We start from the raw sequence: 24658 nt of genomic DNA, 5'->3' as shown, positions 1-24658 counted from the left end.
CGGCGCTGATCCGAAGAAAAAATGAGCGCGTCATCCGGGATATGGCGCTGACCGACCAGTTAACAGGGCTGGGTAACCGCCATCACCTTGAAGCCTGCCTGACCCAGGCGCTTGAAGATACCCGGCAGTCAGGGCAGGTCAGTTATCTGCTTTTCATTGACATGGATGACTTCAAGATCATCAATGATGGTTACGGTCATGATTATGGTGATGTCATCCTCAAGGACTTTGCCTCTTTCCTGAAAAGCGATTTCGGCAGCATGGCGAATGTCTTCCGCTTTGGCGGTGATGAATTTGTCATCCTGATGTCGCCGGAGCATACCGATTCCATTTATGCCGTCATCAACAGCCTGCTTGCCCGCGCCCAGCTTCCCTGGCATGTCATCAATAAAAGTTTTTACTGCACGTTAAGTATCGGTGTGGTGCACTTTCCCGAAGATGACGCAAACAGCAAGGACATCATTAAACATGCCGACATTGCCATGTACCAGGCAAAGCGTATGGGTAAAAACAATTACGCTTTTTATTCCAGTACACGGGATAACGACTCCATTGCGCGCGCGGAAATCGAAAAAGAAATGCGTGAGGCCATTGATAACGGGTTTCGGGGATTTTCTGTCGTTTATCAGCCCTTAACGGAGGCAACAGGCAATATCATCGGTGCTGAAGCGCTCCTGCGATGGATACTCTCCACAGGACAAACCATCTCTCCCGCGCAGTTTATTCCCCTGGCAGAATATCTGGGGCTCATCGTTCCTGTCGGAGAATTCGTGCTTCGCGAAGCGACCACCTTCTGCAGGGAAATCAATGCAACGCGTCCGGATTTTTATGCAAGCATCAATATCTCAATCCGCCAGTTCCAGCAACAGGATTTCCTGGAACGTGTTCTTCTGATACTGGAAGAAACCGGCGTCAGCCCTTCAAATATTATTTTTGAGATAACAGAAGGCATGGTCATGCACGACATCCAGCGGGTAAAACATCTTTCTGACGAGTTACGGCAGCATGGCATTCGCATTGCCATGGATGATTTTGGTGTGGGTTACTCCTCACTGGGCAATATGCGCGAATTGTCGATTGATATTGTCAAAATCGACCGGACCTTCATCAGGGATGTCTCAACGGATTCCTATTCAAAATCCTTTATTCGCCTGATTACGGACCTGGTTCATTCTATGGGTAAAATGGTTTGCATCGAAGGCGTCGAAACGACAGAACAGCTTGATTACTGCCGCGAATGCGGCGCTGACTGCATGCAGGGTTTTCTTATCTACAAACCGGTTCCACCGGATGTGCTGCGAGAGCGGCTCGAGACGTAAGGAAAAACAGGGCCACACGCACGAATGCATCGTCTGCACAGTGGGACTTGAACGATAAAAAAGCCGGAAATGATGTGTCCTTCCTTGAATACCATTTCCGGCAATCGATTACATAACGTAAATACGCTCTGCACCTAGTCAATCACCTTGGAAACGGCATCCAGATACGCATTGACTGAAGCGGTCACAATATCGGTATCCGCGGAGAATCCATAAAATACCTTGCCTTTGTATTCTGCCTGGATATGAACCTTGCCGACATCATCCGTGCCACGGGTAATCGCCTGAATCAGGAACTCCTCAAGCGTCACCTTCTGCTTGACCAGTTGTCTTACCGCATTCAATGCGGCATCGATCGGGCCATTGCCGGAAGCCGTTGCCATACAGGGCTCGCCATCAATAACCAGACGAATCGTAGCCATCGGAATGGAGCTCTTGCCACAGACGACCTGCAGGTAGTCAAGCCGGACTCTTCTGGCATCTTCAATGGTGTCAATGCCGGCTAAAATGCGAAGATCATCGTCGGAAACCGTCTTTTTCTCATCGGCCACTACCAGGAATTTGGTATACGCCACATCCAGCGCTTCGGGTGACAGTTCATAGCCCAGCCGGCGCAAGTGGTGGTCAAGCGCAGCACGGCCACTGCGTGCACTCAGCACGATGGAAGAATCGCTGACGCCCACATCAGCCGGATCAATGATCTCGTAATTTTCGCGGTTTTTCAGTACACCGTCCTGATGAATGCCGGATGAATGTGCAAAAGCATTACGGCCGACAATCGCCTTGTTCGGCTGTACCGGCATACGCATGAGATTGGAAACCAGGCGCGACGTCTTCATGATCCGCGTGGTTTCAATATCTGTATAAAACGGCAGATCCTTGCGGCATTTCAGGATCATGACAACCTCTTCCATTGAGGTATTGCCTGCACGTTCACCAATGCCATTAACCGTACACTCAACCTGGCGGACACCATTGACGATACCAGCCAGGGCATTGGCAGTCGCCATGCCCAGATCGTTGTGGCAATGCGCAGAAAGAATCGCCTTATCGATATTTTTGACATGGTTTATCAGGTATTTGATCTTTTCGCCGTATTCGTAAGGCGTGCAGTAACCCGTGGTATCCGGGATATTGATCACGGTAGCACCTGCTTCAATCACCGCTTCCACAATACGCGCCAGAAATTCATTTTCACTGCGTCCGGCGTCCTCGGCAAAAAACTCCACATCATCAATGAAGCGGCGGGTGTATTTCACGGCCTTGACTGCTCGCTCAACGATTTCATCCGGCGTGGAATTGAACTTGGAATAAATATGGTAGGGAGAAACACCAATACCAGTATGGATACGCCCTCTTTCCGCATGTTTCAAGGCATCAAGCGCAATATCGATATCACGCTCAACGGCACGCGTTAATGCCGCAATGACCGGCTTTCTGACAGCCTTTGATATTTCGACCACCGATTTGAAATCACCCGGGCTGGACATGGGGAATCCGGCTTCGATGATATCGACGCCCAGCTCTTCCAGCGCCCGCGCAATCTCGATTTTTTCCAGAGTATTCAGCTGGCTGCCGGGTACCTGTTCCCCGTCTCGCAAGGTGGTATCGAAAATATAAACTTTGTCTGCTGGATTGGAAACCATGTCATGCTCCTTTGGTAAAAACGGCTATCTATTAAATACGTTCAAGTACAGCCTTGCCTCATTCACTCGTGGCGAACGGCAACGACAGCACAAATTGTGGGTATAGGGATATCAGCACGCTTAGCGCGCTAGCGGGGATAGCGGCAGGGCGTGACACCATGCGCATAAAGAAGTGAAAACAGCAATGTCACTGATGATAATCATGCGAGAACTATAAGCCTCTTTTTTGAATCATGCAACTTTTTTGACTGGCAAAAAACAATTATTTTTCCACCAGCCGACTTGTTGGAACCATTCTACCCCGAATTTGAATCCGGTGCTTCAAACTGCTCTTCTTCCGTCTGGACAATACTGACCGGCTTGCCTTTTATCTTGTGCCACACATAAACCACATATCCTGACAGTCCATACAGGACAAAAAGGCCAAACAGGACTTTGGGCGGATCAAAAGAAATCGTCACCACAATCAGCACCAGCACAATAACCGCAATAAACGGTACCGACTTGCGAATATTCATTTCCTTGAAACTGTAAAACGGGACATTGGTGACCATGGTCAGACCCGCATACAGGGTAATTCCCCAGCAGGTCCAGTAAAAATCCCGCCCGAAAAAGCCCAGATCATCCATCAGCCAGATAAAACCGGCCACGATGGCTGCTGCTGCCGGGCTGGGTAATCCCTGGAAGAAACGCTTGTCGACAACCGCGATATTGGTATTGAAACGCGCCAGGCGCAAGGCCGCACAGGCGCAGTAAATAAAGGCGGCCACCCAGCCCATCCGGCCCATGCCTTTTAACGACCACTCATAAGCCACAAGGGCCGGAGCGACCCCAAAGGTGACCATGTCGGAAAGACTGTCGAGCTGGGCGCCAAATTCGCTCTGGGTGCGGGTCAGACGCGCCACCCGGCCATCCATGCTGTCTAAAATCATGCCGATGAAAATGGCCACTGTGGATTGTTTGAATTCGAGATTCAGTGACATCACGATCGCATAAAATCCGCAAAACAGAGCGGATATCGTGATCATGTTCGGCAGGAGGTAAATTCCCCTGCGGCGGGGTTTCAACGGCTTCACAGGGCAACCTTTCCGGGTTGTTCCGGCAAGAAAACAGTCTCTTTAATAGGGTAATAACGCATCATCGCAAGTTCTAGATTAACACGTTATACCCGCTTTTTCTTCATTCTCGTCAATGTGAGGAGAATTCGGCCAGAATCGTTTCCGTAGCATACACCTTGTCACCGACCGCCACTTTGGGTTGCGCGGTAACCGGAAGGTACACATCCACACGCGAACCAAACCGGATAAAGCCAAAACGCTGTCCCCGGGAAAGCGCATCCCCCTTGCCCACATAACAGAGAATGCGCCTGGCAACCAGTCCGGCAATCTGGACACAGGTCACCATGGCGCCGTTATCCGCGCGGATCACCATCGCATTGCGCTCATTTTCCATGGATGCCTTGTCCAGGTCGGCATTGACAAATTTCCCCGGAAAATACGCCACCTTTTCGATCTCGCCATTGACCGGTGAACGATTGGAATGCACATTGAACACATTCATGAAAACACTGATTTTCAGCGCCTCGCGTCCTCCGTAGACATCTTCTGTTTTTTCCACCACGACAATCCGCCCGTCTGCAGGAGACAGTACGGCATTGGCATTTTCCGGAACGGCCCTTGCCGGGTCACGGAAAAACTGCAGGATAAAAAACGTGATCAGCCAAAGCGGCAAGGACCACAGCCCCCACATGAAAGTAACAAGTACAGACGCGACAAAAGCCAGGCCAAGAAAAGGCCAGCCTTCACGTGCAATAATGGGATGAGGATAATTTCTCAACACGTCTCCGAAAATCAGATAGTTAACACACTATATTACAGATAGTTGGTTTTTTGTTCCACTTTATCCAGCCGAGATATCATATTTGCCGCTACGTTTGCTATTGAAAAGACAAAAAGCGGTCCCAGATAAGAAAGGAAATACCGCCTGGCAAGCAAATGAAAAGATACCAGCGTACCGGTTCATTTTCACTTATTGCTCCAACGCAAGCAACAAACCGATTAATATAAGAGAATGTAGCGTTTGCGGCAGAGTTCATGCATGATATACCTTCAAGGCAATAAAATATCCTGAAGGCAATAATTCTACCATAGTACCGGCCTAAAGAAAACGGCTGTCCTTACGACTTTCTGAATAAACGGTAAATTATGACGTTCCGCGATCCTTCCAAACCCATGTGGGTACATGCCCTGAAAATGCTTGAACAGGCTGACAGGCTCCAGCGCCAGTTTTTCCAGCTACGCCAGAGTAGCCAGAGCGGTCCCATGTGGGAGCCGCCTGTCGACATATTTGAAACCAAAAACGAACTCCTCATCTGGATAGCCCTGCCAGGTGTTGCCCCTGACAACATCAGCGTCATCGTGGATAACGATACGCTTGCGATTGTCGGTGAGCGCCCGCTGTGTGCTGAAAAAACCAATGCCATTATCCGCCGCATGGAAATTCCCCATGGCCGTTTTGAACGGCGAATCAACCTGAAAGGCGGCCAGTTTGAAATCTGTGAAAATACACTGGCCAACGGCTGTCTGAAACTGGTTCTGAAAAAAATCTGATACAGGTGACCAATGAATAACCCTCTTAACATCTTTTCACTTTCCGAAGGCTCGGATACCAATCTTTCCGGGGCAATGGCGCCGGAAAATCCGCTGGAAGAAAAAGACAAAACCGATTTCCCGGCTGTCCCGGAAGATGCGCTTATTCTGCTGCCTGTGCGAAATCTGGTCCTTTTCCCGGGCATGGTTGTCCCTATTCACATCGGGCGTGACAGCTCCATTCTCGCTGCGCAGACCGCGATTCGCAACGACCGTCAATTGGGCATTATCCTGCAAAAGGATCCGGAAGAAGACGTTCCTTCCGGCCAGGAAGAGTTGCATGAGGTAGGCACCGCTTCCAATATCCTGCGGTATGTCACGAGCCCGTCCGAATCCCACCACATCGTTTGCCAGGGCGAGGGGCGCTTCCGCATCAGGAAAATGCTTGACGGCTATCCTTTCCTTGTCGCTGAAGTCGATCGCTTCCCGGAAACGAATGAAAAAGACATCGAAATCGAGGGCCGCATGGTGCAGCTCAAGCAGCGCGCCGTCGAAATCCTCCAGATGACGCCCGATGTTCCGCAGGAGATTGCTGATTCCATGCTCAACATCAGCTCACCGGAACTCCTTTCCGACCTGTTGACCGGCCTTATTGATATCAGCCCGGAGGAAAAACAGCGGGTACTTGAAATGCCGGACCTGAAAGAGCGCATGGATAACGTGCTCAAAATGCTCAATTACCGACTTGAGGTCTTAAGGGTATCCCGCGATATTGACAAGCAGACCCAGGAACGGCTGGGTGACCGCCAGCGTGAAGCGCTTCTGCGAGAGCAGCTCAAAACGATCCAGCACCAGCTTGGCGATAATGACAGCGGCAATTCGGAACTGAATGATATCGAAAAAGCCATTGCCAAAGCGAAAATGCCCGAAGAAGTGGAAACGCATGCAAAAAAAGAGCTGAACCGCCTGAAAAACATGCCCGAAGCAGCTGGCGAATACTCCATGCTGCGGACTTACCTGGAATGGCTGATCGAATTGCCCTGGTCAATCGCCAGTGAAGATCAAACCGACATTACCAAGGCACGCAAACAGCTGGACCAGGATCACTATGGCCTGGAAAAAATCAAACGGCGCATTCTGGAATTTCTGGCCGTACACAAGCTCAACCCGAAAGGCAGAAGTCCGCTCCTGTGTTTTGTCGGCCCCCCGGGTGTCGGTAAAACGTCCCTTGGGCAAAGCATTGCCAAAGCCACCGGCCGCAAATTTGTCCGTGTCAGTATGGGGGGCGTACACGATGAAGCGGAAATCCGGGGACACCGGCGCACCTATCTGGGCGCCCTGCCTGGCAATATCATCCAGGCACTCCGCCGCGCCGGCACGAATAACTGCGTCATGCTGCTTGATGAAGTCGACAAGCTCGGCACCGGTGTTCATGGTGACCCTGCCGCAGCGCTCCTTGAGGTGCTTGACCCTGAACAGAACAACAGTTTCCGGGACAATTACCTGTCAGTGCCGTTTGATCTGTCCGGCGTCATGTTTGTCTGCACGGCCAATATGCCGGATACCATTCCGGGTCCGCTTCGTGACCGTATGGAAATGATCGAGCTGCCTGGCTACACAGAGGAGGAAAAAGCACAGATTGCCGAACGTTACCTGGTCAAACGTCAGGTGCAGGCCAATGGCCTGAATACAAAACAGTGCCGTATCACCAAGCGTGCCCTGCATGAAATCATCAACCATTACACCCGTGAAGCTGGCGTTCGCAACCTGGAGCGTGAAATCGGCAGTGTCTGCCGCAATGTAGCCGTACAGGTAGCGGAAGGCATTGTCGAAAGCAAAAAAATCGATGTGAGTGATGTCCACCGGATCCTGGGGGCGCCCCGTTTTGAAAATGAAGTGGCTATGCGCACCGACATGCCCGGCGTTGCAACAGGGCTTGCCTGGACACCGGTTGGCGGAGATATCCTCTTCATTGAAGCCAGCCGGGTGCCGGGCAAAGACAAGCTGACGCTGACCGGCCAGCTGGGTGATGTCATGCGGGAAAGTGCCATTGCCGCCCTGACACTCCTCAAGGCACGGGCGGTTTCGCTCAACCTGGAACCGGGCCTCTTTGAAAACAGTGATATTCACGTTCATGTCCCCGCAGGGGCAATACCGAAAGACGGTCCCAGTGCAGGCGTTGCCATGTTTTTGGCACTGACATCCATGATGATGAACCGCCCCATCCTGGCAGACCATGCCATGACGGGTGAAATCAGCCTGCGCGGGCTGGTTCTGCCGGTTGGCGGCATCAAGGAAAAGGTACTGGCAGCATTACGTGCCGGCATCAAGACCGTCATGCTTCCGGCTCGCAACAAAAAAGACCTGGAAGACATTCCGGACGATGCAAAAAAACAGCTGAAATTTGTCTGGCTGGAGACCGTGGATGATGCGTTAAAAGAAGCGCTCGCAGCCGAGCGCCGCGCGGGTAAAACCAGAAAGGCGAAATAAACCGGCCAACGCAAACAAAAGAGGCAGCGAATGCTGCCTCTCAGACTGCTGACAAAGTATTGCAAAGTCCCTGGCGTTAAGCCGGGGATTTTGCTTTAATGGAATTGCTTATAGATATCCGCATAAAAGGCAGACTCTGATGCTAAAGACACCGACACCGCAGCAACACGAATTGGAGATGGTCACCCTTGAAGAACTGGTTCCCAAAGACCATCTATTAAGACTGATAGACCGCCACATCCATTTTGACTTTATCAGAGAGCACACCGCCCATCTTTACAGTGCGGACAATGGCAGGCCCGCCCTTGATCCCGTAGTTTTATTCAAGATGCTCTTCATTGGGTACCTATTCGGGATAAGATCAGAGCGCCAGATAGAGCGTGAGATTCAGGTTAACGTAGCCTACCGCTGGTTTTTAGGCTTACGCCTGACAGACCGTGTTCCAGACGCCAGCACCCTTTCCCAGAACCGCCGTCGTCGCTTTGCTGGCACAGACATAGAACAAGTCATTTTTGACGAGATTGTTGAGCAGTGCATCCGTCATGGATTAATAGGCGGTCGCGTTTTTTACAGTGACAGCACACACCTCAAAGCCTCGGCCAACAAGAACCGTCACGAACGTCACCTTGTTGAGCAAAAGCCCGTTGCCTACCTTGCAGAACTCAACAGCGCCATAGAAGCCGACCGTTATTCCCATGGCAAAAATCCCCTTTCAGACAGAGACGACGAACCGCCCTCACAAAAAGAAATCAAAGTCAGCCCGGCAGACCCTGATGCTGGCTACCTTGTTCGTGATGGCAAGCCCAAAGGTTTTTACTACCTGGACCACCGCACCGTTGACGGCAAGTACGCCCTGATCACAGACACCCATGTGACGCCGGGAAATGTCCATGACAGTGTTTCTTACCTGAAGCGTCTTGACAGGATGCAGTCACGTTTTGGATTTGAGATACAGGCCGTAGGCTTGGATGCAGGTTATGACACACCACACATAGCCAAGGGACTCATAGAGCGAGGCATATACGGCGTTATCGGTTACCGTCGTCCGAATCACAAGGCGGGCTACTTTTACAAGCGGCAGTACAGCTATGACCCTCAAGGAGACTGTTATCTCTGTCCCAATGGAAAGCTTTTACCTTACCGTACGACCAACCGTTCAGGGTACCGGGAATATGCCTCTCAACAAGGGCAATGTACGGACTGCGCCTTTCTTATGCAGTGTACCCAGAGCCGCAACCAGATAAAACTGATCACCCGGCATATTTGGCAGGGCTTCAAGGAACAGGTTCATGACAATCGCCTGACGGCAAAGGGCAAGGCGATTTACCGTCGGCGACAGGAAACGGTAGAGCGCAGTTTTGCGGATGCGAAAGAGTTGCACGGTCACCGTTATGCGCGTTACCGTGGTTTATCGAAAGTGAAGGGGCAGGCGCTTTTAGCGGCAGCGTGTCAGAACATGAAGAAGATGGCACGCCTGCTTGAGGCAGCAAGCCTTGCTTTTTTGCGCCATTTCCCGGGAAGATTCGGCCTTGTCATTGGGATATTTCGGCCAAGGGGGCTTAATGGAAAATGTGATAGCTATTTTAATTTTGTTTTGATCTCCCGATAATGCGCCAATGAAAAAACCCCACTTCGAAAAAAATGGGGTTTGTCAGCAGTCTGAGAGGCAGCGAATGCTGCCTCTTTTTTATTGGAACTGATGCAGTTTTGGAATCGCTGATTAACGTGTTTTGTGAGATGAAGTGCACGGCGCGCAGCAAGCGCGGCATATCTCACGATAGACAAGCTTGCGAACACCGAAGAGCGCAGCAATTCGCTCAAAGGCGCGTTAATCAGTGATTCCTTTACTTATCCTTGTTCTGCAGAATATACAAACCGATAATTTCAGACTGGGCCAGCACATGGCCTTCCATTTTTTCAACGACTTCAGCCTTGGTGGCATTGCCCATGTCCGGCAGGACGGTGTCCAGCGCATAAATCTTGTGGAAATAGCGATGCGTGCCAATCGGCGGACAAGGCCCGTTATACCCGGCATTTTTCCGGTCATTGATGCCCACCAGCGTACCGGCCGGCAAATCCTTGTTTACAATACCTTCTGGCAGCGTGCCTGGTGCTGGCGGCATATTGTAGAGTACCCAGTGTACCCATGTCATCTTTGGCGCTTCTGGATCCGGCGCATCAGGATCATCAACAATCAGGACGATACTTTTGGTGCCGGCAGGCGGCGCTGTCCACTCTAAAGGCGGTGAAATATTCGGGCCTTCGCAAGTATAAAGCGCAGGCATCATTTCATTATGAGCAAAAGCGGGGGATGACAGTTTGAATGACATGGGCAGACTCCTCCTCTGTTACGGGAAAAAAGGGCAAGAAAAGCGCCTCCCTTTTGACAGGGCAGCGCTTGACATCAGGCTCAGTTAATCGGGATATCCCTGACAGTATCCGTCGCCGCCTTGGGCAGGCGGATCAGCAGTACCCCGTTGATGGCATTGGCCGTGGCTTTTTCCGCATCCACATGACGCAGCAGGGCAATCCGGCGTTCAAAAACACCATACGCCCGCTCCATGGCATGGTAATGGCTTTCAGCACTTTCACGGGCAAAACGCTTTTCTCCGCTGATGATCAGCGTACTGCCTTCCACCCGGATCGTGCAGTCCTGTTTTTCCACCCCCGGGATTTCAATACGCACAATAATGTCGCTGGCCGTTTCTTCCACTTCACTGGCAATCAGCCCCCAGCGCGGAAAATTCAGGTTCGCCTCGTCTTCGAGCTGTCCATCCATCATACCCGGCTCAAAATGGGTCAGTGAATTATTGCTGCGGCTTAACAGTTCACGCCAGCCATCGGACAGGTTTTCCCAGGCCCGGTTCAGCTCACGACCAATATTTTTACTTGCCTGTTTGATTGAATCCAGCATGATGTCCTCCTGTTGTTAAAAAGTTCAGACTTTCAATACATGCATCACTGCAATACCAGGTTTTTATAATAAAACATTCTCCAGCAACCGTTACAACAATCTCATGCTTACACCAGTCTTTTCACCTGTTGAATTCCGTTACTTTTCACCAGGGGGCACGTAATTCGGTACTTCCTCGGCCCCCTCGCCAAAGAGAAATTTTTCCATCTGCTCGGCCAAAAGCTTCCTGGCATGCGGATCCATCATATTCAGACGATATTCGTTAACGAGCATGGTCTGCTGACGAATCCAGGCATCCCACGCCTCTTTTGAGATATTTTCATAAATACGCTTGCCCAGCTCACCGGGATAAGGGGGATAATCCAGCCCCTCCACCTCTTTTTGCAGCTTGGCGCAATAAATCATTCTTGCCATTTTTCTCTCCTTGCCCTGGGCCACACTGGCCTGTTATCCGTTTGTTATTTCTGAAGCAATTCAGCGTCACGTTTCCCGACGGCATCGACGGCCCGCATCACACTGGCACGCAAAGCGTCCTCTTCCAGCGCCATGACACCCGCAATCGTTGTTCCGCCTGGTGACGTTACCCGGTCCATCAGGACCGCCGGATGCTCTTTGCATTCCAGGACAAACTGAGCACTGCCCATGACAGCCTGCGCAGCCGCAATCAGTGCATCCCGCATCGACATGCCCCCTTTCAGGCCGCCTCGTGCCAGCGCTTCAATAAACATGAAAACAAATGCCGGGGATGCGCAGGCAACCGCCGAAAACACGCCAAACTGGGACTCCTCGATCGCCATGGTCCTGCCCAGCGTATCAAAAAGCGCAAAAACAAAACGGGATTGCTCTTCCGACACAATCCGGTTACAGCAGATACCCGTCATACTCTGGCCGATTTCGACATTGATACTGGGAATCACACGCACAATCGGCAGCGAGCCCACACCACCCAGAAGAACGCCGATTTTTTCCATTGACGTACCTGCAGCAACGGATACCACGAGCGGGTTTTTCTTTGCCACCGCCCTGGAAAGGGGCGGCAGCAGTATATCAAACATATCCGGCTTGATTGACAACATCAGCACATCGGCAACCTCAACCAGTTGCTCATTGTCTGCACAGATATTAATGCGCGTTGCCTCGGCAAAGCGTTTCAGTTTTTCCTGATCTCTTGCGGTTGCATAAATATTCTGCGGTTTGGTAAAACCGGAGGCCAGCATGCCCCTGATGATGGATGTGGCCATATTGCCTGCACCCAGAAAACCAATATTCATTTCTTTCTCCCTGAAAAACCTGCGACGCAATGCCTAACGCTACAAGCAACCGCCACAGGCATCAGTATACGCGCTGTGACAAGACAACGAAAACTTTCTCCCTTTGCCACCGTGATCACGGCACACTGTCTTTATTTCCATTGTTTTCGCAAGTACGCCTGCAATACGCGGGCGTGGTTGATTTCCGGGTCTTTTGCACCATAAATCAGCGAGACCTTTTTCTGCCCTCTGACCTTTTCCTTCAGTTCACCCAGTGCTTCAGTTTCCTCTTTCAGCTCTGCCTCATAGCGGCGGGTGAATTCCGTAAATTTGCCCGGTTCATGGTTGAACCATTTTCGCAATTCCGTGGAAGGCGCAATATGCTTGTCCCAGAAATCAATATGCGCCTTTTCCTTTGACAGTCCGCGGGGCCATAACCTGTCGATCAGTACCCGGAAACCATCATCGGCTGAAACAGGCTCATAGGCCCGCTTGATCACAATTTCCATCGTCCTTCCTTTCATGTCTGTTTTTCACCCAATTGCCAGATTAAACGATTTTCACGATTTCATCCTGTTTTGTATCATTGCCCCGTGAGATCAACGGAACCGGATGACGCTTGACACATTTCAACATTTTTTGAATAATCGTTTTATGGAAACCCAAAAAGCCGCTGTATTATTTGAAGCCCTTTCTTCTGACATCCGGCTGGATGTCTTCAGGCTGCTTGTCAAGAATGCGCCGGATGGGCTGGTAGCCGGAGAGATTGCCCGCCAATTGGATATCCCGTCTACCAACCTGTCTTTTCATCTGAAAGTCATCATGCATGCCGGGCTGGTCAGTATGGAAAAAGAAGGCCGTTTCGTGCGCTACCGGGCCAATATTCCTCTCATGCTGGACATGATTGGCTTTCTGACAGAGCAATGCTGTTCAGAAAACCCGGAAGTCTGCCAGGCATTCAGGGACGAAAGCGGCGTATCTCTCCTGCTTTTCCAGAAAAAAAACACACCATAGTCCGCCCTGTATTTTTTTCACCAAACAGCTCAATAATTCAGCAACTATAAAATTATCTATCCGGACATGACGATACAGGATAAAAGAAAAACCATTCCGATCAGCAGTGGCTGTCCCTCGTCTCTCCAGGCAACCGATCAGCAGGACCCGCAGGGAAAGTCCTGGCATGTGCGCTATCTGGTTTCTGTCGGGCTTGGGGCCACTATCTGGGGCATGGCTTATGCCGGTATTCATCCGGCGACCCAGTGGCTGGTTCATGACCTGTTCGGCATGGCACCCGATTCACCCTTGGGGCAATCCCTGGCTTTTTTCCTCTATGACACCGTCAAAATCTTTCTTCTGCTCGTCATGATGGTATATATCATTGCATGGCTTCGTGCCGCATTATCGCTGGAAAAAATCAGAAATTTCCTGGTTGGGCGCGGGCGGGCTGCCGGCTATTTCATGGGGTCGGGTTTTGGTGCTGTCACCCCGTTTTGTTCCTGTTCAAGCATCCCTTTATTCCTGGGCTTTACCACAGCACGCATTCCAGTCGGTGTGAGCATGGCCTTTCTGATCACTTCTCCGATTATCAATGAAATTGCGATTGTCCTGCTGTGGGAACTGCTGGGATGGAAATTCACGCTGGTATATCTCCTCATTGGTATGCTGGCAGGTGTACTGGGCGGTTTTTTGATGGATATGGTGCACGCTGAACGCTGGCTGCAGCCTTTTCTGAGAAAAGCACAGGAAAGACTGCCTGCAGTCAAAACTATCCCCATCCATGCAACGGCTACTGTGATAAAACCCGGCCTTCGCCAGCGCCATACTTTTGCATGGCATGAAACCCGGGATATCGTCATGCGTGTCTGGCTGTGGATCATCATCGGGGTTGCAATTGGCGCCGTATTACATGGCTATGTGCCAGAAACCTGGCTTTCACATTATCTGGGAAAGGGAGAATGGTGGACAGTGCCGTTTTCTGTCATGGTCGGTATCCCGCTTTATGCCAATGTCACCGCCATTATTCCTGTCATGCAAAGCCTGCTGCAAAAAGGACTTCCTGTCGGCACCACCCTGGCGTTCTGCATGAGTGCGGTTGCAGCCAGCCTTCCGGAAATTCTGATGTTAAAGCAGGTCATGAAAGCGAAACTGTTGTGCCTGTTTTTATGCTACCTGCTGTTTATTTTTACGTTGACAGGATGGCTGCTCAACCTGTGTGGCAGATGGGTTCTGTGAAAATGAAGCACCGCATTCAACAGGCACGTTTTCTTGAGCAGACGCAAAAAACACGCATGAACATTTTATGCCGGGAAAGCTCAGAAGGATAATGGCAGATACCTGAAAGCATAAACGGGACAAAAATGGATATACAAATATTCGGGCACAATACCGCAAAATCAGCGGCTCTCACCAGACAGTGTCAATTGGCTGCGGCAAAAAAAGGAAACGACATCTCTGTCAGAAAAATTGCGAATCGTGACAAGCTCAGCGAACTGGGCACTGACGAGCTGCCTGTGCTGGCCATTGACGATATTATCAAATCCGCCGGACGCATTCCTGCCCGGCATGAAATCGAGTCCTGGATTGACAAAATCACCTCCGCACAACATCGGGTTCTTCACTGACACGCGATAATGCCCGCTTTTCCCTGTTTCCTTGGAAAAACAGGCAATCTCTCTACCTTCAGATGTCTGAAGACACGGGGAAAATGGCACAGGCCCTCTGCCGCGAACAGGGATTTATTCCCGCGATTTTTTCCTGCCCGGGACAATACGATAGGCTGTCGGCGTCATACCGGTATATTTTTTGAACAGGCTGTAAAACGAAGACAGGCTGCCAAATCCGCACTCATGGACAATCGTGGCAACAGAAGCCTCTGTCTCCCTCAGCATTTTCCCGGCTTTTTCAACACGTAAGCGACTGCGATACTCGTGCAGGGTGATGCCATACTGCCGTTTAAAAAGGAGAGCCAGGTGGTCCTGCGTGACACCTAGTTTGCCCAGCAGTTGGGGGAGAGAACCTGGCTCTGTAAACGCTTGATCAATTTGTTTTCTGGCTTTTTCCGCTATTATTTTTGTGGGTTCATAGCCGGGAATATCCGGGCGGCAGCGTTTGCACGGCCGATAACTCTCGACAGCGGCCACCTCAGGCGTGACAAAGAAAAGCGTATTGCCCCGTACAGGTTTTCGTGATTTACAGGAGGGGCGACAAAAGATGCCTGTCGTCACCACGGCATAATAAAAAACGCCGTCAAAACGATCATCACAATTCTGTACCGCTGACCACATCTCGTCTTCGGTCAGCATTATCCTGCTTGCATGCCTCATGAACACATTTTCACACGAGAAACATTTCCTGGCTTCCAGAATTCCGTGAAGTCATTGAAATAACATTCCTTGTTACAATTTTTTGATCAGAACCTGGGATTTTCGCTGCCAATTGTAAATATGCTGGCGGTCTTTCGGCAACTCATTGACACTTGCATAGACAAAACCGCGCCGCAAAAACCAGTGTGCCGTCTGGGTGGTCAGGATAAAGAGATGGGTCAGCCCCATTGCTCTGGCCCGGTTTTCAATATGAATCAGGATACGCTCCCCCTCGCCTTCTTCCTGTACTTCCTGATCCACAATAAGACAGGCCATTTCCGCCATCTTTTCAGCGGGGAAAGGATAAAGAGCGGCACAGCCAAAAATCACCCCGTCATGCTCCATGACGGAAAAATTGCCGATTTCCTGCTCCAGAAGCTCACGCCCCCGTTTCACCAACGTACCATCTTCCTCATAAGGCTCAATCAGCTTAAGGATACTGCCGACATCCTGGATCGTTGCTTCACGCAGGACATCAATATTTTCATACGTAATCATGGTCCCGACACCATCGTGGGTGAAAAGCTCCAGCAAAGCAGAGCCATCCATGGCATAAGGCACAATATGCGCTCTGGGCACACCGCCAATGCACGCCTTCGATGCAAAACGCAAATAACCGGCAGCGGCCTCGGAAAGATGACCCGAATTCAAAAGAATTTCTGCCTGCGGTGGCGTGATCTCACGAATTTCCTCTCCTGCCGCATTGGTCATAAGGGGTGTCTCGGTGACAAATATAAGCTTATGTGCATGCAGTGCCAATGCCGCAGACATGGCCACATCTTCCATCCTCAGGCTGAAAATTTCGCCTGTTGGTGAAAAACCCAGCGGGGGCAAGAGGACAAGATCACCGGCATCTAAAATCCGCTGGATACTGTCAAACGCCACCTTTCTCGTCTTGCCTGTCAACTGCATATCGACACCATCTAAAACACCAAGCGGCGTGGCCGTAATGAAATTGCCGGAAATAATCTGGATTTCAGCATGCGCCATCGGCGTATTGGGCAATCCCTGGCTGAAAGCCGCCTCTATATCAAGACGCAATTCACCCGTTGCTTCCTTGGCGCATTCCAGCGCGGCAGGATCCGTAATCAGCGTTCCATTATGAAATGAGCCGCCATCCACTTGCCGCAAGGCGAGCTGCTCTTCCACTTGCGGACGGGAGCCATGCACAATAACCACCTTGATACCCAGGGCATGCAAAAGCGAAATATCGTGTACCAGCGTGGACAGCGCACCCGATCGAACCAGTTCCCCCGGAAAAGCCACAACAAAAGTCTGCCCCCTGAAGGAGTGAATATACGGTGCGACCGAACGCAACCAGTTCACAAACTGCATGGAATCTTCCATGATGTGCCCTACCCTTTAAAAATGGTACAAAACAAAATCCTGCGGGACATCCGCCCCCTGCCTTTTTATGGGTGCAAAACCCGCATTTTCCCCTGAAAAGGCGGCATTCGCAAATTTCAATTGAATCAAAGCCTTATACAGGAGAATAAAAAGACAATCTTTTAATCTTCGGATTATAATTCGCATCGACATGACAGCAACTCAAATCAGTAAAAAAAATCGCCGTTTCCCTGCACAGACGCAAGCCGATAACCTTCAAACCGGTTTTCGCAATCCGGTTCCTCCTGTTATCTACCCGGAAGAACTCCCGGTTTCTCTCAAGCGAGACGAGATTGCGGCTGCGCTGGACGCTAATCAGGTCATCATTGTATGTGGGGAAACCGGCTCGGGCAAAACCACGCAATTGCCAAAGATCTGCCTGGAACTGGGACGCGGTACAAAAGGGCTGATCGGGCATACCCAGCCACGGCGTATTGCGGCAAGTGCAACCGCCAGGCGAATTGCCAGTGAACTCGGCACACCCCTTGGTGAAAACGTCGGCTATAAAATCCGCTTTACTGACAAGCTCAGTCGCGGTGCCTCCGTCAAACTGATGACAGACGGTATTTTGCTTGCAGAAACACAAGGCGACCGTCTACTCAAACAATATGACACCATCATCATCGACGAAGCGCATGAACGCAGCCTGAATATTGATTTTTTGCTGGGTTACTTAAAGCAGCTTTTGCCAAAACGCCCGGACCTGAAACTCATTATCACCTCGGCAACCATTGATGCCGAACGCTTTGCCAGGCATTTCGGATCAGCAGGCAATCCGGCACCGATCATTGAGGTATCAGGCCGACTTTACCCGGTGGAAATCCGCTACCGGCCAGTATACGATCCCGCATTTTCGCCATCCGATGAATCCGGAAAAAACGGACAAAAAACGGCCAGCCGGGCTGAAACCGCCAGAGAGCAGCGTAACCTGATTGAAGCCATTGCCGAAGCCGTTGATGAAGTGGTCCGTATCGGGTCAGGCGATATCCTGATTTTTCTTCCGGGGGAACGGGAAATCCGGGATACAGCCGATGTCCTCAGGCGGCGCCACCCGCCCCATGTGGAAATCCTGCCGCTTTTTGCGCGCCTGTCTGCCCAGGAGCAGGAAAAAATCTTCCGCCTGACCAATGCCCGCAGAATCGTGCTGGCAACCAATGTGGCAGAAACCTCTTTGACCGTGCCGGGTATCCGTTTTGTCATCGACCCCGGCCTGGCCCGCATCAAGCGCTACAGTTATCGGAACAAGGTTGAGCAGCTTCATATCGAACCCATTTCCCAGGCCGCCGCAAACCAGCGTGCCGGGCGATGCGGGCGTGTTGCCTCCGGTATTTGCATTCGCCTGTATGAGGAGCAGGACTTTACCTTGCGCCCTGAATACACCACACCGGAAATCCTGCGCTCATCACTGGCTTCCGTTATCCTGCGCATGCAAGCCTTGAGACTCGGGGATGTCGAAACCTTTCCCTTTCTTGAGCCACCTTTAAAACGCGCCATCGCAGATGGTTACCAGCTCCTGCAGGAGCTGGGTGCATTAGATGAGTTAAACCAAATGACAGCGGTAGGGCAGCAACTGTCCAGACTGCCGCTTGATCCGCGAATCGGCCGTATGATCCTGGCGGCAAGAGATCAGCAGAGTCTGACAGAAGTGCTCATCATTGCCGCCGCACTCTCCACCCAGGACCCCAGGGAAAGGCCGCTGGACGCGCAGGAAGCCGCTGACAACGCGCATCAGAAATTTGTTGAACCCCGCTCGGAATTTATGAGCTACCTCAAAATCTGGAACTGGTTCAATGATGCCGTCAAAAACAAGAAATCCAACAAACAACTGCAGGAAACCTGCCGTGCCAGCTTTCTGTCACAACTACGTCTGCGGGAATGGCGTGATGTGCATTCCCAATTGCTGGCGCTGGTGCATGAACAGGGATGGCGTCTCAATGAGACACCGGCCACCTATGAACAGCTTCATCTGGCCTTGCTGACCGGTCTTTTGGGCAATATCGGCTGCAAGGCCGATGACGGGGCTTACTATCTGGGCGCGCGCGGCATCCGTTTTTATCTCTGGCCTGGCTCAACCCTGGGCAAAAAGGCCGGAAGATGGGTGATGGCGGCAGAACTGGTGGAAACCACCCGCCTTTACGCCCGCTGTCTGTCACAAATCCAGCCGGAATGGCTGGAACGGGTAGGCCGTCACCTGCTGAAAAAATCCTGGGGAGAACCCCGATGGGAAAAACGCCCCGCCCAGGTATCGGCATATGAACGGGCAACGCTTTATGGCCTGGTTGTCTACAGCCAGCGGCGCACGCACTATGGTCCAGTCAACCCGGTTGAGTCACGTGAAATTTTTATCCGCGATGCGCTGGCAGGCGGAGACTTTGAAACACGCGCCCCCTTCTTTGCCCATAACCAGCGACTGCTCCGGGAAATTGAAAATCTGGAGCACAAATCGCGACGGGCGGATGTGCTGGTGGATGATGAGTTAATCGCTGCTTTTTATGATAAACATCTGCCCAAAGATGTCTATAACGGCATCAGCTTTGAAAAATGGCACAAGGATATCGCAGCCAACACACCGAAACTGCTGTATCTGAACAAAGACGATCTCATGCGGCATGAGGCCGCCGGCATCACAACGGATTTTTTCCCCAAACAATTAAAGCTGGCCGGCACGGACATGGCGCTTTCTTATCATTTCGAGCCTGGCAATGTCAGGGATGGGGTGACACTTGCCGTACCGCTTTATGCACTCAACCAGTTATCTGCCGAGCGTTGCGAATGGCTCGTGCCCGGCATGCTCAAAGAAAAAACGCACCAGTTGCTCAAATCCCTTCCGCAACGGCTGCGCCGTCGATGTGTTCCCCTGCCGGATTATGCTTCCCGCTTCTGTGACCGCATCAACGAAACCGATCGTTTCGGGAAAGGCCCCCTTCTGGATGCGCTCATTGCCGACATACGGGAACAGACAGGCCTCACCCCGAAAACCGAGGATTTCCGGCTCGAAACACTGCTGCCACATCTCTTCATGAATTTTCGTGTTGTGGATGAAAACGGGCGTATGCTGGAAATGGCGCGCAATATTGCGACACTCCAGGCGCAATTTGGAGGCAAAGCCAGGGAAAGCTTTCAGCAACTGGCTGAAGACAATCCCATTCGGGCGATTGAACCATCGAAAGAAAAAAACGGCCAGGGAAAAACTCCTTCTGCCAACGCCATCCCGCCAGAAAACCTGCCGATACACCATGAAAAACTCACCTCCTGGAATTTTGGCGAATTGCCCGAACTCCTGGAAATCTCCCGAGGGAAACAATCGCTGATCGGCTATCCGGCGCTGGTGGACAAGGAAACCCATTGTGAAATCGAGGTATTTGATGAACCGGCCATTGCCGAACAAACCCACCGTGCAGGCCTTCGCCGCCTCTTTTCGCTGCAGTTGAAAGACCAGATGAAATTCCTGGCAAAAAACATTCCGGACCTGCAGAAAATGGGCATGCAGTATCTTGCATTGGGCACCCAGGAAGAATTGCGCGACCGTATCCTGCAGGCGGCCCTGGATGCCGCTTTCATGCAGGCGCCGCTCCCGGCAAATGAAACCGGATTTGCCACCCGGATCGGGGAAGGCAAGGCAAGAATAGGCCTCCTTGTCAACGAAATCGCCCGGTTGGCATCGCAGATTCTCACCGAATACGCCCAGTTGCAACGCAAGCTACAAGGCATCAAGGCACATGAAAATGCCCTGACCGACATGCGAAGCCAACTGGCAACCCTGCTCGGCAAAAACTTCCTGACAGAAAATGATCCGGCACGACTGGCCCACTTCCCGCGTTACCTGAAAGCCGCCAGTGTCCGTATTGACAAGCTCCGTACCGATCCGGCACGCGATACCCGCCTTATGGCTGACTGGCAGGCCGTAGCTTCCCCCTGGCAGCGCACATGGCGTGAACGGCAGAAATCAGGCGGCATCATCGACCCGAAAATGCAGGATTTCAGATGGATGCTGGAAGAGTTGCGGGTTTCACTTTTTGCGCAGGAACTGCGTACGCCTATGCCCGTTTCCGTCAAACGGCTTCAGAAAGTCTGGGAATCGATGCAGCGTTAGGCTCAGCCCTCATTAAACTGCTGTCCGCGAAAGGCTGATTTTTCTTGCCTGTCAAGGCGACGGGACAACATTGGACGAAGGCGTATTAGACATACGGCGAGTTCAATTTTGGCCCGACAACGAAGACAGGCGGGGAAAAGCAGCTTTACAGCAGGCAAATTAATGAGGGCTGAGCCTGAGCCGTATCAGATTTCATATTTCGATTTTTCTCCCGAAAGCACCTGTTCGATCATTTTACGATTCAGAATCGGAGACAGCATTTCCAGAAACGCATAGATATAACTGCGCAGGTAGGCATTTTTCCGTATCAGAAGGCGCGAACGCCCCGTTCCGAAAAGATGCCCGGCCGGGATGGGATACAGATTTCTGTCCCGTTCGCTGTCATAAGCCAGGCCAACAATAATGCCGACACCCATTCCGAGCTCAACATACGCCTTGATGACATCCGCTGTCAGTGCGGCAATCTGGATTTCCGGCTTGAGGCCCCGTTGCATAAAGGCCCGCTCAATCCGCTTGCGCCCCGGAAACATCTGCTCGTAAGTGATCAGGGGATAGCTGGCAACATCTTCCAGTGTGATCGGTTTGGGCTGTGCCAGCGCATGACCGTGCGGCACAATCAGGTAGTATTCCCATTGGGAAAACGGTATCCCGATGATATTGTCCACCTCACCATCATGCTCCATCATCAGGGCCATATCAGCGGTGCCATCCTGCACGTATTCCACCAGCTGTTGCGCGGTCCCCTGCAGCATGGACAAGCGGACTTTCGGAAATTTGGCAATGAACTGGGAAATGGTTTTGGGAAGAAAATAACGCGCTTCCGCATAAGACGTCGCAACCGTCAGGTTGCCGGTATCCTGGGACGTAAATTCCTTGGCAATCTGCCTGAGACTGTCAATTTCCTGCATGATTACTTCAACAGACTTCAGGATCATCTGGCCTGGCTCGGTCAACCCGCGGATTCGCTTGCCGTGCCGCCGGAAAATCTCGACCCCGAGCTCATCCTCAAGCTCGATAATCGCTTTTGACACGCCGGGTTGTGAGGTATACAACGCTTTGGCCGCTTCGGTCAGATTAAAATTCTGCCGGACAGCTTCACGCACAAAACGCAATTGGTGCAGGTTCATTGATAATCTCCGATACGACCTGTGCGCCGGAAAGTGACACGATCTCTTATATGGAAAAGAAATATTAAATTACAGGGAACTAGCTTTCCCATTATATACGAAGCCATGAATAAATCCGGTCATGACCGGGAAAAACATTCCGGAGCATCCAGTACCTGTTAACTGACACTAATGCCGTTCCACCCACCATAAGGCACCGCAAGCAAAAAGCAGGAAAATAATACTGGGCAAAATGGCGGTAAGGAAAGCCGGCCAGGTATTTAACAACCCCAAATGGGAAAAGAGGCTGTTTAAGAGCATGAAGAGTACGCCGATCATGATCCCGGTAAAAATTTTCACGCTGATGCCGCCGGATCGGAAATGCAGATAGGCAAAAGGCAACGCTAGCCCCATCATGACAAAAACGGAAAAGGGATAAATGATCTTCTTCCAGAACGCGATCTTGTAAGCCGTGGCATCCTGGCTGTTGGCTTCCAGGTGCCGGTTATATACCGAAAGATCGTAGGCTGACATCAGAGTCGCATCAACAGAAAGCACTGTCAGCAGATCCGGCGTCAGCTCGCTCAACAGCGTCATGGCATCGGCTTTCTTTGTCTTGAATTCGGGAGCAGATGCCGGAAAACGTGTCTCTCCCTTCTTGCCGGGAGCGGTAATGATTTCTTCTGTCACATCACTCAGTTCCCACTGATGGCTGCCCAGATACCGTCCGTTACTGGCCGTGATCATTCGCTGCATCTGCTGATGCAAATCAAACTCATACAAATGGATATCACGGATCGTCCGGTCCGTTCTCAACCCGCCAATATTAATGAAGCGCAAGCCGATAACCTCACCCTCCAGGCCATTGGCATAAATTGAATCACGACTCCAGATACCGGAGCGGAACTTTCCCGGCGTCATATCGCGAAGCAACATGCTGTCTCTGAACGCAGTCGCTTTGGCCGAGGTATAAGGCGTGATCAGTTCACCAACCATAAAAATAAAAATCAGGAATATCAGGCCGATTTTTATCAGGATCCAGCCGGCCTGAAGCGTTGACATTGATGAGGCCCGCATGATGGTGAATTCGGAATTGGCCGCAAACCGTGCCAGGACATAAATCGTGCCGATCAGAACGGCAACCGGCATTAATTCGTATATGTAGCCAGGCAGATTCAGCAGAATATAAATGAAAGCATGCCGCAGCCGGTAGGCTCCCCGCCCCACGGAATTGATTTCCGCAATCAGGTCAAAAAAGGCAAAGAGCGCTAAAAACGCAACCAGCACAAACAGCACGGATTTGATGATCTGGCTGGCAAAATAACGTTGCAGGATTTTCATTTGGCCCTCCTTTCCCTCAAACGCTTTCTCCAGGCCACCCACATCACCATGGGATGGCGGCGGCTGTTTGTTCCCAGACGCCAGGCATAAAGCCCGATGACAATCAGGGCAATCAGCAGATGCAGCGGCCACCAGCCGGCAAGCAGACTGATTCTTCCCCTGGAAACCGAGGTCTGCATCACACTGGTCAGATTGTTATACGCCACATAAAGGAGCAGGGCGAGAAGCAGGTTGAAGGAACGGCCCGCACGGGGATTGACGAAACCCAGCGGCACAGCCAGAAACATCAGCAAGAAAGCCATGATCGGCTGCGCAACACGCCAGAGCATCTCCCCTTTTGCCCGGGGAGTCACAACAAATTGCGCAACCAGTTCCTTCATGGACAGGGCGCGAATGGAGTTGGTGATGTAATCGGTTTCCCGCGAGTTATCGATCAATGAGGTATATCGCTCAAACTCAAGTAGACGGAATTCCGGTGGATCTGCCGATTTTTCATAGCGCAGTCCATCATCCAGCACCAGATAGCGCTCCCCTTTTTCATTGGTACGAACGGTCCCTTCTTTTGACACCACGACACTGATATTGCCGTTTCTGACGTTATGAATGAAAACATTTTCCACATAACTCATGTCTTCAGCCATCTTCTCGACATAAAAAACCCGGTCCTTCTTGGCGGATTCCTGGAATTTCCCCGGTGAGACACGCGCCAGATCTTCCCGCTGGTCAAAGCGCGCCCGATATACCGCATTCTGGTAATACGACCAGGGCGTAATAAAAAAACTGAACAACATCACCAGAATAACGACGGGAACCGCAAATTCAAGAATGGGCCTTAACCACCGGGTCAGGCTTAAGCCCGAAGCAAACCAGACAACCATTTCCGAATCCTGATAACTGCGTGTGATAACCAGCAGCACTGAAATAAAGCCGGTCAGAACGATGATAATCGGGGAATAGGAAAGCGCGGAAAAACCGATCAATGCCACCACGTCTTCCGATGCAACCCTTCCTTTTGCAGCCTGTCCAAGAATCCGGATCAGCATCATGGTGACGGTGATCGTAAAGAGGGTCATGAATACCGCACCCGCAATACTCATCAGTTCTCGTCTGAGGGCACGCTGAAAAATCATGAGACGTTATAATGGCAAAAGACAGGAGGAAAA

The 24658-nt window shown here is 51.3% G+C and carries 21 protein-coding genes; 8 read left to right on the top strand and 13 right to left on the bottom strand.

The genetic code is table 11. The features are described from left to right. The first annotated feature begins 41 nt into the window (after positions 1-41). Positions 42-1319, top strand: coding sequence for a putative bifunctional diguanylate cyclase/phosphodiesterase (locus NB640_RS09050; protein WP_269308391.1), 1278 nt, complete (start codon positions 42-44; stop codon positions 1317-1319). Positions 1320-1453: 134 nt separating this feature from the next. Here NB640_RS09050 and NB640_RS09045 read toward each other — a convergent pair whose 3' ends face one another. The 3 genes from NB640_RS09045 to NB640_RS09035 all read right to left on the bottom strand — a co-directional run bounded on the left by NB640_RS09045 (position 1454) and on the right by NB640_RS09035 (position 4804). Next, positions 1454-2965, bottom strand: a complete 1512-nt coding sequence (locus tag NB640_RS09045) for a 2-isopropylmalate synthase (RefSeq protein ID WP_269308390.1) — start codon at positions 2963-2965, stop codon at positions 1454-1456. 296 nt (positions 2966-3261) lie between these two features. After that, entirely contained in the window at positions 3262-4041 is a 780-nt protein-coding gene (pssA, locus tag NB640_RS09040; RefSeq protein ID WP_269308389.1) for a CDP-diacylglycerol--serine O-phosphatidyltransferase, read from the bottom strand. A gap of 112 nt (positions 4042-4153) precedes the next feature. After that, the gene (locus NB640_RS09035; protein ID WP_269308388.1) at positions 4154-4804 is read right to left on the bottom strand and encodes a phosphatidylserine decarboxylase; all 651 of its coding nucleotides are present in this window, start codon (positions 4802-4804) and stop codon (positions 4154-4156) included. A 365-nt stretch (positions 4805-5169) separates the two neighbouring features. On the opposite strand from NB640_RS09035, the gene NB640_RS09030 reads away from it, so the two are divergent. The 3 genes from NB640_RS09030 to NB640_RS09020 all read left to right on the top strand — a co-directional run bounded on the left by NB640_RS09030 (position 5170) and on the right by NB640_RS09020 (position 9652). Then, positions 5170-5574, top strand: a complete 405-nt coding sequence (locus tag NB640_RS09030; protein WP_269308387.1) for an Hsp20/alpha crystallin family protein — start codon at positions 5170-5172, stop codon at positions 5572-5574. Between the two features lie 75 nt (positions 5575-5649). Next, entirely contained in the window at positions 5650-8043 is a 2394-nt protein-coding gene (lon, locus tag NB640_RS09025) for an endopeptidase La (RefSeq protein ID WP_269310437.1), read from the top strand. Positions 8044-8182: 139 nt separating this feature from the next. Further along, positions 8183-9652, top strand: a complete 1470-nt coding sequence (locus NB640_RS09020) for an IS1182 family transposase (protein ID WP_269308386.1) — start codon at positions 8183-8185, stop codon at positions 9650-9652. Between the two features lie 235 nt (positions 9653-9887). Here NB640_RS09020 and NB640_RS09015 read toward each other — a convergent pair whose 3' ends face one another. The 5 genes from NB640_RS09015 to NB640_RS08995 all read right to left on the bottom strand — a co-directional run bounded on the left by NB640_RS09015 (position 9888) and on the right by NB640_RS08995 (position 12716). Beyond that, a complete protein-coding gene (locus NB640_RS09015; protein ID WP_269308385.1) occupies positions 9888-10373 on the bottom strand; it encodes a YbhB/YbcL family Raf kinase inhibitor-like protein in 486 nt (161 codons plus the stop codon). Positions 10374-10453: 80 nt separating this feature from the next. Continuing rightward, entirely contained in the window at positions 10454-10957 is a 504-nt protein-coding gene (locus tag NB640_RS09010) for an Hsp20/alpha crystallin family protein (protein ID WP_269308384.1), read from the bottom strand. Positions 10958-11095: 138 nt separating this feature from the next. Beyond that, positions 11096-11371 (bottom strand): oxidative damage protection protein, encoded by a 276-nt coding sequence (locus NB640_RS09005; protein ID WP_269308383.1) that lies wholly within the window; start codon positions 11369-11371, stop codon positions 11096-11098. Between the two features lie 44 nt (positions 11372-11415). Further along, entirely contained in the window at positions 11416-12228 is an 813-nt protein-coding gene (gene proC, locus NB640_RS09000; protein ID WP_269308382.1) for a pyrroline-5-carboxylate reductase, read from the bottom strand. 131 nt (positions 12229-12359) lie between these two features. Beyond that, positions 12360-12716: a DUF488 domain-containing protein gene (locus NB640_RS08995; protein ID WP_269308381.1), complete on the bottom strand. Its 357-nt coding sequence runs from the start codon at positions 12714-12716 to the stop codon at positions 12360-12362. Positions 12717-12861: 145 nt separating this feature from the next. Between NB640_RS08995 and NB640_RS08990 the strand changes: the two genes are divergently transcribed. The 3 genes from NB640_RS08990 to NB640_RS08980 all read left to right on the top strand — a co-directional run bounded on the left by NB640_RS08990 (position 12862) and on the right by NB640_RS08980 (position 14828). Then, positions 12862-13221 (top strand): ArsR/SmtB family transcription factor, encoded by a 360-nt coding sequence (locus NB640_RS08990; protein WP_269308380.1) that lies wholly within the window; start codon positions 12862-12864, stop codon positions 13219-13221. Between the two features lie 66 nt (positions 13222-13287). After that, positions 13288-14439, top strand: coding sequence for a permease (locus NB640_RS08985; RefSeq protein WP_269308379.1), 1152 nt, complete (start codon positions 13288-13290; stop codon positions 14437-14439). Positions 14440-14564: 125 nt separating this feature from the next. Then, complete coding sequence (locus NB640_RS08980) at positions 14565-14828, top strand: thioredoxin family protein (protein WP_269308378.1); 264 nt, start codon at positions 14565-14567, stop codon at positions 14826-14828. A gap of 114 nt (positions 14829-14942) precedes the next feature. On the opposite strand, the gene NB640_RS08975 is transcribed toward NB640_RS08980, so the two are convergent. Together NB640_RS08975 and argA are read right to left on the bottom strand one after the other, a co-directional pair. Further along, entirely contained in the window at positions 14943-15509 is a 567-nt protein-coding gene (locus tag NB640_RS08975; protein WP_269308377.1) for a bifunctional transcriptional activator/DNA repair enzyme AdaA, read from the bottom strand. A 93-nt stretch (positions 15510-15602) separates the two neighbouring features. Beyond that, positions 15603-16916 carry an amino-acid N-acetyltransferase gene (gene argA, locus NB640_RS08970; protein WP_269308376.1) on the bottom strand — a complete coding sequence of 438 codons (1314 nt, stop codon included), beginning with the start codon at positions 16914-16916 and terminating at the stop codon, positions 15603-15605. Between the two features lie 190 nt (positions 16917-17106). Between argA and hrpA the strand changes: the two genes are divergently transcribed. Continuing rightward, positions 17107-21048, top strand: coding sequence for an ATP-dependent RNA helicase HrpA (gene hrpA / locus NB640_RS08965; protein WP_408637921.1), 3942 nt, complete (start codon positions 17107-17109; stop codon positions 21046-21048). A 185-nt stretch (positions 21049-21233) separates the two neighbouring features. Here hrpA and NB640_RS08960 read toward each other — a convergent pair whose 3' ends face one another. The 3 genes from NB640_RS08960 to lptF all read right to left on the bottom strand — a co-directional run bounded on the left by NB640_RS08960 (position 21234) and on the right by lptF (position 24625). Then, positions 21234-22175 (bottom strand): CysB family HTH-type transcriptional regulator, encoded by a 942-nt coding sequence (locus NB640_RS08960; protein WP_269308375.1) that lies wholly within the window; start codon positions 22173-22175, stop codon positions 21234-21236. 168 nt (positions 22176-22343) lie between these two features. Continuing rightward, complete coding sequence (gene lptG, locus NB640_RS08955) at positions 22344-23495, bottom strand: LPS export ABC transporter permease LptG (RefSeq protein WP_269308374.1); 1152 nt, start codon at positions 23493-23495, stop codon at positions 22344-22346. Next, positions 23492-24625 (bottom strand): LPS export ABC transporter permease LptF, encoded by a 1134-nt coding sequence (gene lptF / locus NB640_RS08950; protein ID WP_408637920.1) that lies wholly within the window; start codon positions 24623-24625, stop codon positions 23492-23494. Before lptF ends, lptG begins: the two co-directional genes overlap by 4 nt. Between the last annotated feature and the right edge of the window lie 33 nt (positions 24626-24658).

Source organism: Oxalobacter vibrioformis, from assembly GCF_027118995.1.
GTDB lineage: Bacteria > Pseudomonadota > Gammaproteobacteria > Burkholderiales > Burkholderiaceae_D > Oxalobacter > Oxalobacter vibrioformis.
Note: the sequence above shows the minus strand (reverse complement) of the source record. Positions and strands in the feature narration are given on the sequence as shown.